We start from the raw sequence: 13112 nt of genomic DNA, 5'->3' as shown, positions 1-13112 counted from the left end.
TGCCCGTTTATCGGCTTAGACCTGTGAGCCGATGGCACCTGTAGACAGTTGTCGAAATTTAAAATATTATATTTGTTGAAAAAAATGCCGGGATTTACCGGCATTTTTTTATTGTTCTATCGGTCATGAAGCCTGATGACAAACCTTCCAAACTGATTTGCAACTGGAAGAACAAGCAGTGAAGATATTACATTAAATAAAACACTGATGTGTGCAAGCTGCACATCCGGAGAACCTGCTGCACTTTGTCCAAAAACAGCAAGGGCATGAATAAAAGGATAAAAGGCTGCGACACCTAGGCAGTTGAGCCAGATATGGGCAAAGGCAGTCAGCTTTGCTTCTTTTCCAGAACCAATGGATGCCAAATAAGCGTCTACGCATGTTCCGATATTAGATCCAAGCATAATGGCAATGCCGGTATCCAAATCCATTGCTCCTGCAGTTAAAAACCCCATTATAATGCCAGTTGTGGCGGTGCTTGATTGGATAATCGCAGTAAGGACAATCCCAGCCGCTACTGCGAACATATAATTCCCATCCAAGGTAAGCAGCCAATGATTGACCATATCATTATTTTTAACTGAACCGGCAAGATATTCAAACCCGCGCATTGCGGCAAAAACCGCTGATAAACCCAGCAATGCCAGACCGGTGCTTCGCATACTGTTTTTCTTCAATACAGCCAGGATGCTTCCGGCAGCAGCAAGCGGAATAATATAAGATTCTATATTAAAAGTGATTAATTCTGTCGTAAATGTTGTCCCGATGTTGGTTCCTAAAATGATGCCGATTGTCTGGGGAAAAGTAAGCATCCGTGCAGCTACCATTCCAATTGTAATAATCATTACCGCTGAGCTGCTCTGCAGGACAGCTGTGACGATTGTGCCAATAACAAGGCCTTTCCAGGGTGAATTGGTCATCACTGCCAGCCATTTTTTTAATGAATCGGCAGATAAATTAAATAGACCTGACCTTAAAAGTGTCATACCATAAATAAATAACCCGATTAGCAGAAAAAATAATAACAGCTGGACCAAGCATTCACCCCCTACAATTAATACTATGGGACAGCATGCTGGGACATGCTTAAGTGCGAAAAATTGTTTCGTTTGTCATGAACGGGGTATTAAACAATCACAATCAAATAAAAACTCATCTCATAGCAGGCTAATTACTGTTGACCTTGATAAGCTGTTATATTATAATTGCAAGGTACATGGAATAAACCATGTTGTTGATGTAAGTGTGTTGTGCTCGGAGGGAGGGAAAGAGAATGTCTAAAACCGTCGTTCGTAAAAACGAATCGCTTGAAGATGCTCTTCGTCGCTTCAAACGTTCAGTATCAAAAACTGGTACTTTGCAGGAAGCAAGAAAGCGCGAATTCTACGAAAAACCTAGTATTAAACGTAAGAAAAAGTCTGAGGCTGCTAGAAAGCGTAAGTGGTAAGAGAGGGTGTATGTAATGAGTCTTCTCGAGCGTTTAAATGAAGATATGAAACAAGCGATGAGGAATAAAGAAAAAGAAAAGCTTACTGTCATTCGTATGATTAAAGCTTCGCTTCAAAACGAAGCAATCAAGCTTGGTAAAGATCTTAACGAAGAACAGGAGCTGACTGTCCTTTCTCGCGAAGTTAAACAACGCAAGGATTCCCTCCATGAATTTGAAAAAGCAGGTCGTGAAGATCTTGTTGAAAAAATTCGTACTGAACTTCAGTATGTCGAATTATATATGCCAAAACAGCTCTCTGAAGATGAAGTTTCAAAAATTGTTGCAGAAACGGTTGCTGAAACTGGTGCTTCATCAAAAGCTGATATGGGAAAAGTGATGGCTGCTATTATGCCTAAGGTAAAAGGCAAAGCAGATGGTTCACTTGTAAATAAACTTGTACAACAACACCTTTCATAAAACTATGCAATAAAAGACCGAAAGCCATTGGCTGACGGTCTTTTTTATTTTGCGTTGACTTATTTTATGCATATCCTTAGGGCTATGTGACTAAATACTGCTGGCATGATATACATTCATTTCTAGGTTATACTAATAATACAGCCGCTTTGTAAATACTAATCAAAGGGAAAAATAAAAAATGAAACTTTTTAATAATTGAATCGTAAATACATATAGAATCAATTTTGCGGTTAAAGGGGGGAAAGATTTGATTGCCAGAAGAGCAATAACCGCCTTTTCATTGTTTTTTGCTCTGCTGCTTTTAGGAAGCCCTTTTCAAGGAAAAGCCGATAATGAAAAAGTACTGATTGTTCCTATTGAAGAAACTGTGGAAAAAGGGCTTTATGCATTTTTAAACAGAGCGGTCCAAACAGCTGAAGAAGAAAATGCCTCAGCCATTATATTTGAAATAAATACACCCGGAGGTGCAGTGGATGCAGCCGGGCAAATCGGAAGGCTGTTAACCTCGACAAATATAAAAACAATATCTTTTGTCAATAAGCAGGCCTTATCTGCAGGTGCCTATATAGCTTTGAATACGGATGAAATATACATGGTCCCGGGTTCAACAATGGGTTCTGCAGCAATTATTGATCAGCAGGGAAATACGGCTGGCAAAAAAGCTGAATCATACTGGTTTGCGGCTATGCAGAGTGCTGCCGCACAAACGGACAGAGATCCTGTTTATGCCCTTGCTATGGCAGATGAGTCGGTGGATCTGCCAGATTTGGGGGCGCCGAAAGGGAAGCTTCTTACCCTTACAGCGGAACAGGCTAAAGAGGTAGGGTATTCGGAAGGCACAGTAGATTCAAGAGCGGAATTACTGAAAGTGCTCGGCTTTGAGGGAGCTGATATACAGACAATTGATGAAAGCTTTGCAGAAAAGGTGGCCCGTTTTATTACCCATCCTGTCGTTATACCAATTCTATTGTCCATCGGAAGCCTCGGACTTGTTCTGGAGCTGTATTCACCGGGCTTCGGCATCCCTGGCCTCATGGGGTTATCGGCTCTGCTCCTTTTCTTTTATGGCCATATGGTGGCCGGTCTGGCAGGATATGAAACTTTAATTCTGTTTGTAATTGGCATAGGTTTAATAATAGCTGAGTTTTTCCTTCCTGGAGGAATTGCAGGAATAGCTGGAATAGCAGCAGTATTGGGCAGCCTGTTCCTGGCTGCTGACAATGCAGCCCATATGGGGATGTCTATTTTAATTGCTATGGGAGTTTCAATATTGGCATCTATATTAATGATAAAGGTGTTTGGTAAAAAGATGAAATTCTTTAAAAAAATTATATTAACCGATAGCACAAATACAGAAAAAGGCTATATCTCAAATAAGAGCAGACTTGAACTGCTTGGCCTTGAGGGTTATGCACTTACAGCTCTAAGGCCATCTGGTACAGTCGTCATCGGGGATGAGCGGATTGACGTTGTCAGTGAGGGAGGCTTTATCCTTAAAGGGGCAAAAATAAAAGTTGTTAAAGCAGAAGGCTCACGTATTGTTGTAAGGGAAGTATCTAATCTTGATTTAGATAAATAAAATCATCAGGAGGTAGGAATATGTTAGAAGCAGGGACAGTATTTGTTCTGGTTGCCGTTGTACTTGGTGTCATTTTACTTGGGATATTATTCACCTTTGTACCGGTAATGCTATGGATTTCAGCATTGGCAGCAGGTGTCAGAGTCAGTATCTTTACATTAATTGGGATGAGGCTTCGCCGGGTTATCCCAAGCCGTGTTATTAACCCGCTTATTAAGGCACACAAAGCAGGGCTGAATGTATCAACAAACCAACTGGAAAGCCATTATTTGGCCGGAGGTAATGTTGACAGGGTTGTGAATGCATTGATTGCAGCCCATCGTGCAAATATCGATTTAAGTTTTGAGAGAAGTGCCGCTATTGATTTGGCAGGCCGAGATGTTTTGGAAGCAGTACAGATGAGCGTTAACCCTAAAGTAATTGAAACACCTTTTATTGCAGGGGTGGCGATGGATGGTATTGAGGTTAAAGCAAAGGCCAGAATTACTGTAAGAGCCAATATTGACCGCCTTGTCGGGGGAGCTGGAGAGGAAACAATCGTAGCACGTGTCGGGGAAGGGATCGTATCTACAATCGGTTCATCTGATAATCATAAAAAGGTCTTGGAGAATCCAGATATGATTTCTCAGACCGTTCTCTCAAAAGGTCTGGACGCAGGCACCGCTTTTGAAATCCTTTCGATTGATATTGCAGATGTCGATATCGGCAAAAACATTGGTGCGGAACTTCAGACTGAACAGGCTGAAGCAGATAAGAAGATTGCCCAAGCTAAAGCGGAAGAAAGACGTGCAATGGCAGTAGCGCAAGAACAGGAAATGAAAGCCCGCGTTGAGGAAATGCGAGCGAAGGTTGTGGAAGCAGAGGCTCAGGTGCCGCTTGCCATGTCAGAAGCGCTCCGTTCTGGAAATATTGGTGTAATGGACTATATGAATATCCAAAACATCTCAGCTGATACCGAAATGAGGGACTCAATCGGCAATATGAGTGATGATGGCAAAAATGGCCGCAAAAATGACTAAATGATCCCATATTGGGAGAAGGGAGGAAACTCTCTTGGAATTCTTATTGGAGAATCCTTTTATTCTTATTGCCTTAATAGCTTTCATTTCCTCCTTTTTCAAAAAAAAGAAGGAGGAAAAGCCTGTTAAACAGACTCCCCGTTCAGTACAGCAAGAGCAGAGGGCGCAGGCAGAAAGAACTTCGGCAGATTCTGCATTGGCCGAAACGCTAAAAGAAGAATACAGGCAGCAGGAAGAGAAAGCCAAAAGAATAGAAGAAGAATACAGGCAGCGTAAACAGCAGGCTGAAGAAAGCATGAAGGCTCTTCAGAATCAGCGGAGAGCTGCAGAAAGAAAAGCAAGTAAAATAGCGAAAACAGCTTCCAATACAAACGCAGAGCATCGAAAAGAACCATCTGGAGCAGGAAGTTTTGAGTTTAGGAAACAATCGCTTGCTGACGGAATAATTTGGTCTGAAATCCTTGGACCACCAAGATCAAAAAATCCTCACCGATCCCTGAACAGGAAGCAATAAGAAAAGCGGAAGCTCTTTGCCCGCGAAGGAACGCAGACTAAGATCGCTGCGTCCTGTGGCAGCGTCTGGATGACCCGCATCCTCCCAAAAGCTGTCGCTTTCGGTCTTGCGATGTTTATGCTGACGGTGCCTTCCTTATCCTGCGGGCCTCAAGCACAAGACGAGTCTCACCAAAAGGCGTTATTTGCCTTTTTGGGAGGGTTGGCATTGATACATTCTATTCTTATCAAAAATAAGTGCTAGAACCTCCGTTCATTTCATAAATATGAGATGAAAGGGGGTTCTTTTTTTATGGCAAAAAAGTGGGGACAATTCGTCCGCGGCTGGATGACTAAAAATATGGAGCTTCCTCAAGATGTCATGATGGATCTGCCCCGCATCACAATGATTGGACAAATCCATATCTATATAGAGAACCACAGGGGATTATTGGCTTTTTCAGATAAGGAATTAAGACTGCTTTTGAAGCAGGGGCAACTTTTAATTAGAGGGAAAGCTTTCATCATAAAAACGATACTGCCAGAAGAAATACTGCTGGAGGGGAAAATTGACTCAGTAACTTATATTTCAGACACTGATTAAGAATTCAGGGGGAAGGAAATGAAGAACCAGTGGATCGAATTTTACAGGGGGCTTGTAACAGTTAAAGCAAGCGGGAAGGGAATAGAAAGGTTTATTAATGCGCTTACCCGCAGCGGAATCAATATCTGGAATGTGAAAAACCATGGAACGCAATCAGTCACCTTCAAAATGAAATTGGAAGATGCCAAAAAAATAAGGAGCCACGCCAGGAACAGCGATTGCAGAATCGAGTTCCTGCAGCGGGCAGGAGCTCCATTCCTTGTGAAAAGGCTGCTGAAAAACAGCGGATTTGCTGCTGGTGCCCTCGCATTTTTTGCAGTCATTCTCCTTTTATCCAATATGGTTTGGGGAATAGAGATTAAGGGGGCAAATCCTGCTACTGAATATCAGATTATCAAAGAATTGGACAAGATGGGGGTTAAAAAAGGAAAGCTGCAGTTCTTTGTTGATAACGTGGAGTCTATTCAGCGTCAACTTTCAAACAATATTGAAGCGATTACTTGGGTAGGTGTGGAGTTAAAAGGGACAACCTACCATCTACAGGTCGTAGAGAAAAATGAGCCTAAGAAGCCTGAGTATTTAAGTCCGCGCCATTTGGTAGCGAAGAAAAAAGCCGTCATTGTAGATATGTTTGTCGAAGAAGGGCGTCCCGTCGTTGATATACACGATCATGTTCAGCCAGGACAGCTTTTGGTCTCAGGGATAATCGGGAAAGAAGGTCAAACAGAGACTGTTCCTTCGAAGGGGGAGATTTTCGGGGAAACATGGTATAAATCTGAGGTCATTCTTCCGCTTAAGAGCACTTTCAAAGTATTCAGCGGCAATGAAAAAGTCAAGCATGCACTTACGATCGGAAATCTTGAGATCCCAATATGGGGGTTTGGGAGCCCGGAGTTTGAAGAATATGAATTAGAGGAAAATGAAAAAAGCGTAAAATTCCTGAAATGGGAGCTTCCTATTTCATATGTGAATAAAACGTTCCGTGAAAGGGAGCAAGTCACAAGAATTTATTCGAATAAAGAGGCATTTGAAGCTGCGAAAGATTTGGCAAGAAAAAAAATAAAAAGCAGCTTAGATGAAAATGCTAAAGTTATGGGAGAAAAAGTTTTGCACCAATCAATTGACAATGGTAAAGTAACTATAGCAATACATTTCCAAATTATTGAGAATATTGCAGAAGGACAACCAATTATTCAAGGAGATTCGGAATGACAGAAGACTTGAAAACAATGAACCTGCAGCTAGAAGACCCAAACGAAGCAATTGCCCTATTGGGGAATTCGGATGCAAACCTAAAAGTTATTGAGCAAGAACTGAATGTTTCCATTGTAACCAGGGGAGAATCTGTTTATGTGTCTGGAGAAATGGACAAGGTAGAACTCGTTGGAAAGGTTCTGGATAAACTGCTTTATGTAATCCGGAAAGGAATAAATATAAGCCAGAGAGACGTTATGTATGCTCTTCAAATGGCTCATAAGGGTACACTTGAGTATTTCAGTGATTTATATGAAGAAGAAATCACAAAAAATGCAAAAGGCAAGTCCATTCGCGTTAAGACACTGGGCCAGCGTCAATATATTCATGCAATCCGCGGGAATGACCTGGTTTTTGGCATAGGTCCAGCAGGAACGGGAAAAACATATTTGGCTGTGGTCATGGCTGTAAATGCTTTGAAAAATGGGAATGTGAAAAGGATTATCCTCACCCGTCCTGCAGTCGAAGCAGGCGAGAGCCTTGGTTTTCTGCCGGGGGATCTGAAGGAAAAAGTCGATCCTTACTTAAGGCCATTGTATGATGCTTTGCATGATATATTAGGTGCAGAGCATACACAAAGAATGATTGAAAGAGGCACGATTGAAATTGCACCGCTTGCGTACATGCGCGGAAGAACTTTAGATGATGCCTTTGTCATTCTGGATGAAGCGCAAAATACAACTCAAGCCCAAATGAAGATGTTTCTAACCCGGCTTGGCTTCGGCTCAAAAATGATTATTACTGGAGACAGAACACAAGTTGACCTTCCAAAAGGAGTAAAATCCGGCCTGATAGTGGCTGAAGATATACTAAAGGGTGTAAGTGGGCTATCATTCGTTCATTTGGAACAAAGTGACGTTGTTCGGCATCCGCTTGTGGCCAGGATTATCCAGGCATACGAAAAGGAAGATAACTAATGAACTGATAAACCGCCGACTTTGGCGGTTTTTTCGTTGAGTAAAAAATTCCACCGGTATGAATGATAGCACGATTTATCATGGAATTATTTGCTATTAATGAAATGTTTAGGTAACCTGTTAATAGATAGGCCATTTTTTCTTGGTGAAAACCATCAAAAAAGCTGTTATGATTTTACATAATTAATACTGAAATGCTTTTTAAAGTTATTGGAATTTTTTTACCCAGGACAGGAGGGGTAAATGTGCCAAACCTTCAGCAGAGTATGTCAACAATCAGAAATTTGCTTAATATGACCTTTTTTCGTGTTCTCTTATTTATTCTCTTGGGGATTGTTATGTATTTTTCCATGTATAGCAATGTTAAGCCTGAAAAACTGGATTTAAGTCTGTTCTCTGTTGCTGAACAGACTATAAGGTCGCCAATAACAATAGAGGATAAAGCTAGCACAGAAAGAAAGAGAAAAGAAGCAGAAAATAATGTTAAGGATATTTACGTTGTAAAAAAAGAGATTGCACAAAACAGAGTTGACCTGGTTACCTCCATTTTCGGATCTGTATCGGAAGTGAACGATGAAGTAAAAGAAGAGATGGAAGAGAAAAAGAAAGCTGCTCAAACTGAGGCCGATAATAATGTTGAGGCACCGGACCCAGAAGCCACCCGTCCTGAAGATAAATTGGCTATGGTTAAGGAAAAGCTCACTGATGACGTAACACGTGAGGTATCAGATGGCGTTTTCCTTTCTTTGCTGCAGGCAAAGGAGGGGGAGCTGAGCATTGCAAAAGACCTTACGGTAACGGCCATCAATAAAATTATGAATAATGAGATTCCGGCTGAACAGGTGGAGAACGCGAAAAAGCGGGTTGAAGAAGAATTGAAGTTCACCAGCTTGAATTCAGATTTAAAAAAAGCTGCAATAGAACTGGGACGTTATGCTATATATCAAAATCAATTTTATGATCCTGCTGCCACGGAAGAATTACGGCAGCAGACTGTTGAGAGTGTCGAGCCGGTTAAGATCCTGCAGGGACAGATAATCGTAGAGGAAAATCAGCTGATCAGCCGGGACATATACAGGCAGCTGGAACTTGCAGGACTTCTTGACAGTGTTAATTCGATTCAGCCTTTTATAGGGCTATCGCTGATAATCGTCATTGTCTTATCAGCCCTATATTATTATTTCCATGAAATGAACGTGCAGCGGGAAACAAAGCAAAGTTATCTTTTGCTGTTTAGCCTAATTTTTATCTTATCCATATTGCTGATGAAGGTCATCAGTCTATTCCAATATGCTGATTATTCAGAGATAGGATACATTTACCCTGCAGCCATGGGAGCTATGCTAATCAAAATACTGATTGATGAAAAGCTTGCCATGTACTATACGATCATTATGGCTATTGCAGGAAGCGTAATTTTTAATGAAGGCGTTACTGGCACATTTCAGCTGACATCAGCCATTTATATCCTCTGCAGCGGCTTGGCTGCTATATTGTTTTTGAGCAAGCAGAATCGCCGCTCCAAAATCTTGCAGGCTGGTTTATTTGTATCCGCAGTAAACATACTTGTTATCTTTTCAATGCTTTTCTTAAGAAACGGCCACTATGATACGATTGAATATGGCTTTTACTTTGTTATTGCTCTGATTTCAGGTATTTCGTCTGCAGTGCTGGCAATTGGCCTGCTGCCGTATTTCGAGGCAGGTTTTGGAATTTTGTCTACTATGAGGCTGATAGAACTATCTAATCCTAATCATCCTCTGCTGAGAAAGATACTGACCGAGACTCCCGGAACTTATCATCATAGTGTAATGGTTGCCAATCTTTCCGAGTCAGCGTGTGAAGCTATTGGGGCGAATGGCCTTCTGGCAAGGGTGGGATGCTATTATCACGATATCGGTAAAACAAAGCGGCCTCAGTTTTTTATCGAGAATCAGGTTAATATTGAGAATCCGCATGATCGCCTCCCTCCGCAGACCAGCAAGAATATTATAATCGCCCATGCTGCCGATGGGGCTGAAATGCTGAGGAAGCATAAGATGCCGAAGGAGATAGTAGATATTGCCGAACAGCATCATGGAACAACATTGCTTAAATATTTTTACTACAAAGCAAAACAGAATGGGCTGGAAGTAAAGGAAGAGGACTATCGCTATCCGGGACCAAAACCGCAATCAAAAGAGTCGGCAGTAATTGGCATTGCTGATAGTGTGGAAGCTGCAGTCCGTTCCATGGCGCATCCTACAACAGAACAAATAGAGGAACTGGTCAAAAAGATAATCGCAGACAGACTTCAGGATGGACAGCTGAATGAATGTGATTTAACCTTAAAAGAACTGGAAACCGTTTCACACTCGTTCTGCGAAACGTTAAACGGGATTTTCCATTCACGTATCGAGTATCCTGAAATGACAAAACAGAAGGTGAAACAGGCATGAATTTAAATATTGATTTTTTGGACGAAACAAATGAGCTTCAGGAAAATGATATAGCCAAAATTGAAGAGCTAATTAATTTTGCTGCCTCTAAAGAATCTGTGGAGCCGGAAAGCGAAGTATCCATCACATTTGTGACCAATGAACGCATCCGGGAAATTAACAGGGAGTATCGGGATAAAGATCGGCCGACAGATGTTATTTCTTTTGCAATGGAAGAGCTGGGTGAAGGTGAAATCGAACTGATTGGTGCCGATATGCCCAGAGTCCTGGGGGATATCATTATCTCAGTTGCAAAGGCGAAGGAGCAGGCTGAGGAGTACGGTCACTCTTTTATAAGGGAGCTTGGTTTTTTGGCGGTCCATGGCTTCCTTCATCTTCTTGGATATGATCATGAAAATCCAGAAGATGAGAAAAAAATGTTTTCCCGCCAAAAGGATATATTAGATGAATTCGGGCTCACAAGATAGAAAGGTCCGAAAACACAGTGTCCTAAAATCCTTTTCGTTTGCTTTTTCCGGCATTAGGGCAGCATTATTGAATGAAAGGAATCTGCAAATACATTTGGCAGTGTCGATAGCTGTTATTATGTTTGGGGTATTCTTTGGCATTTCCAGCCTTGAATGGATAATCATTCTCCTGGCCATAGGGGGCATGTTCTCACTCGAACTGCTGAACACTGCCATTGAAAGGGTTGTGGATCTGGCGACAGAAGAGTATCATCCCCTTGCAAAGCAAGCAAAGGATATTGCAGCTGGAGCAGTATTGGTGTATGCAATTGTAAGTGTAATTATAGGCGGAGTTATATTCCTTCCTAAAATTCTCATATTTTTGCAGTAATGTGAAGCTGTCCGGATGGGCAGCTTTGCTTTTTGGTATTTCTATATAAACAGCAAAGTCTGAAGTATGGTGAAAAAATTTAGAGCATGGGTTTGAAAACGCTCACTGAATCCGCTAAAATGACAGAACAGCAGTAAATATTGCATGCTGGGGAGATGTTTGTGGAATCTCATTCAGAACAGGGACCTGGTTCAAAATTAAATCAGCCTATGTATTTTTAGAAAATTCAATTTTTTTATTACGTTTTTGCTACAAACGATGAAAATCACAGTAAAATGTTGTAAAATAAAAGAGAAGCGGCTGCTTCTTACCGAAGAAGCTATTGAGCGCATTGCTTAATTTCACAAGGCCCATTGCAGGTCCAAACCTTGGGTTTATTGGCTTGGGGAGCAACTCGCTTTACAGGAAAGGAAGAATTATTTGTGAACAGCGATCAACTAATAAAAGAAGCAATGATTGCAAGAGATAGAGCATATGTGCCATATTCAAAATTTAAAGTAGGAGCGGCACTATTAAGCAGTGACGGGCAGGTCTTTCATGGCTGCAACATCGAAAATGCTGCATACAGCATGTGTAATTGTGCTGAGAGGACTGCGCTTTTTAAAGCGTATTCTGATGGCGTAAAAAGTTTTTCAGCCATAGCTGTAGTTGCTGACACAGACCGTCCAGTTCCCCCATGCGGTGCATGCAGACAGGTAATAGCCGAATTATGTCCGCCTGAAATGAAAGTGGTTTTAACCAACTTAAAAGGGGATATTAAGGAATTAACAGTTGAAGAATTACTGCCAGGAGCATTTTCACCGGAGGATTTACATGAATAACACTACTACACCAAAAGGACACAAATCAGGGTTTATTTCCATAATCGGCAGACCGAACGTAGGGAAGTCAACGTTCTTAAATCGCGTAATCGGGCAGAAGATTGCGATTATGAGTGATAAACCGCAAACAACGCGCAACAAAGTTCAAGGTGTCCTGACTACCAATGACGCACAATTTATATTTATTGATACGCCAGGAATCCATAAGCCAAAGCATAAACTGGGAGACTTTATGATGAAAGTTGCCCAAAATACACTTAAAGAAGTGGATGTCATCCTGTTTATGGTAAATGCCCAGGAAGGCTTTGGAAGCGGTGAAGAATTCATACTTGAGAAATTTCAGTCAGTCCGTACACCGATTTTCCTTGTAATCAATAAGATTGACCAGGTACATCCTGATGAACTTCTTAAAATTATTGAGTCTTACAAGGAAAAGTACGAGTTCAGCGAAATTATCCCCATTTCTGCTTTAGAAGGCAATAATGTAGAGACGCTGTTAGGACAGATTAAAGAATATATTCCGGAAGGGCCGCAGTTTTATCCAGCTGATCAAGTAACGGACCACCCAGAGAGATTTATCGTTTCCGAACTGATCAGGGAAAAAGCACTGCATTTAACAAGAGAAGAAATACCGCACTCGCTTGCTGTAACCATTGATAAAATGGAACGCCGCGAAGATAAGGATGTCATTCATGTCATGGCTACAATCATTGTGGAGCGTGACTCCCAAAAAGGCATTGTGATTGGAAAGCAAGGGAAAATGCTCAAGGAAATCGGAAAAAGAGCAAGAGTTGATATTGAGAATCTTCTTGGATCAAAGGTTTTCCTGGAGCTATGGGTCAAAGTCCAAAAAGACTGGCGCAATAAAATGTCACAGCTCCGCGACTTTGGCTTCCGTGAAGATGAGTACTAAACCCAGCCCTAATTAAAGTATTATTCATTTCTGATTTATATGCATGCAGGTGATTGACAATATTTTCGTCTCATGATTTTACAAAGACAGGCTATGATATAGATAAATGTATTGGGATAAAGAAATTGCTAGTTGAATAACTGAAAGGTGGGGTTTTCGATGATGGATTTTACCTGGAGAGTGTTTTCCCAGACAGGAAATATTGACACATATCTTCTCTTCAAGGAGCTAGAAAAGGAAACTCAGGATATACCCGGCAGCAATGATGAAGAGCTAGCAGAAGCTGATTTTCCCATCTCATAGGTTTGTCGAAAGACAGGGATGGTGTC

General features: G+C 41.4%; 15 protein-coding genes. 14 read left to right on the top strand and 1 reads right to left on the bottom strand.

From position 1 onward, the window contains the following. Positions 1–116: 116 nt before the first annotated feature. Positions 117–1037, bottom strand: a complete 921-nt coding sequence (locus tag NR125_RS05680) for a Na/Pi symporter (RefSeq protein WP_192907767.1) — start codon at positions 1035–1037, stop codon at positions 117–119. A gap of 236 nt (positions 1038–1273) precedes the next feature. Between NR125_RS05680 and rpsU the strand changes: the two genes are divergently transcribed. The 14 genes from rpsU to NR125_RS05610 all read left to right on the top strand — a co-directional run bounded on the left by rpsU (position 1274) and on the right by NR125_RS05610 (position 13086). Beyond that, positions 1274–1447: a 30S ribosomal protein S21 gene (gene rpsU / locus NR125_RS05675; RefSeq protein WP_009333009.1), complete on the top strand. Its 174-nt coding sequence runs from the start codon at positions 1274–1276 to the stop codon at positions 1445–1447. Positions 1448–1462: 15 nt separating this feature from the next. After that, the gene (locus tag NR125_RS05670; RefSeq protein ID WP_019382861.1) at positions 1463–1906 is read left to right on the top strand and encodes a GatB/YqeY domain-containing protein; all 444 of its coding nucleotides are present in this window, start codon (positions 1463–1465) and stop codon (positions 1904–1906) included. A 250-nt stretch (positions 1907–2156) separates the two neighbouring features. Beyond that, positions 2157–3488, top strand: a complete 1332-nt coding sequence (locus NR125_RS05665; protein ID WP_019382860.1) for an NfeD family protein — start codon at positions 2157–2159, stop codon at positions 3486–3488. Between the two features lie 20 nt (positions 3489–3508). Then, positions 3509–4507 carry a flotillin-like protein FloA gene (floA, locus tag NR125_RS05660; RefSeq protein WP_009333006.1) on the top strand — a complete coding sequence of 333 codons (999 nt, stop codon included), beginning with the start codon at positions 3509–3511 and terminating at the stop codon, positions 4505–4507. A gap of 34 nt (positions 4508–4541) precedes the next feature. Beyond that, the gene (locus NR125_RS05655; protein ID WP_009333005.1) at positions 4542–5021 is read left to right on the top strand and encodes a hypothetical protein; all 480 of its coding nucleotides are present in this window, start codon (positions 4542–4544) and stop codon (positions 5019–5021) included. Between the two features lie 291 nt (positions 5022–5312). Further along, complete coding sequence (gene yqfC / locus NR125_RS05650) at positions 5313–5603, top strand: sporulation protein YqfC (protein ID WP_192907766.1); 291 nt, start codon at positions 5313–5315, stop codon at positions 5601–5603. Between the two features lie 18 nt (positions 5604–5621). Further along, positions 5622–6815, top strand: coding sequence for a sporulation protein YqfD (gene yqfD, locus NR125_RS05645; protein ID WP_009333003.1), 1194 nt, complete (start codon positions 5622–5624; stop codon positions 6813–6815). Beyond that, complete coding sequence (locus tag NR125_RS05640) at positions 6812–7774, top strand: PhoH family protein (protein ID WP_009333002.1); 963 nt, start codon at positions 6812–6814, stop codon at positions 7772–7774. Before yqfD ends, NR125_RS05640 begins: the two co-directional genes overlap by 4 nt. A gap of 266 nt (positions 7775–8040) precedes the next feature. After that, entirely contained in the window at positions 8041–10212 is a 2172-nt protein-coding gene (locus tag NR125_RS05635) for an HD family phosphohydrolase (RefSeq protein WP_034296689.1), read from the top strand. Then, positions 10209–10679, top strand: coding sequence for an rRNA maturation RNase YbeY (gene ybeY / locus NR125_RS05630; protein WP_009333000.1), 471 nt, complete (start codon positions 10209–10211; stop codon positions 10677–10679). Before NR125_RS05635 ends, ybeY begins: the two co-directional genes overlap by 4 nt. Beyond that, positions 10657–11049, top strand: a complete 393-nt coding sequence (locus NR125_RS05625; RefSeq protein WP_009332999.1) for a diacylglycerol kinase family protein — start codon at positions 10657–10659, stop codon at positions 11047–11049. The genes ybeY and NR125_RS05625 overlap by 23 nt, the downstream gene beginning before the upstream one ends. A 422-nt stretch (positions 11050–11471) precedes the next feature. After that, on the top strand, positions 11472–11870 hold the full coding sequence (locus tag NR125_RS05620) for a cytidine deaminase (protein WP_009332998.1): 399 nt from the start codon (positions 11472–11474) through the stop codon (positions 11868–11870). Then, the gene (gene era, locus NR125_RS05615) at positions 11863–12783 is read left to right on the top strand and encodes a GTPase Era (protein ID WP_256814795.1); all 921 of its coding nucleotides are present in this window, start codon (positions 11863–11865) and stop codon (positions 12781–12783) included. Before NR125_RS05620 ends, era begins: the two co-directional genes overlap by 8 nt. Before the next feature lie 159 nt (positions 12784–12942). Then, a complete protein-coding gene (locus NR125_RS05610) occupies positions 12943–13086 on the top strand; it encodes a YqzL family protein (protein WP_009332996.1) in 144 nt (47 codons plus the stop codon). Positions 13087–13112 lie beyond the last annotated feature (26 nt).

The organism is Cytobacillus sp. Bac17 (assembly GCF_024519925.1).
Taxonomy (GTDB): domain Bacteria; phylum Bacillota; class Bacilli; order Bacillales; family Cytobacillaceae; genus Cytobacillus; species Cytobacillus pseudoceanisediminis.
The sequence above is the reverse complement of the archived record's forward strand: the minus strand, read 5'-3'. Positions and strand labels throughout refer to the sequence as shown.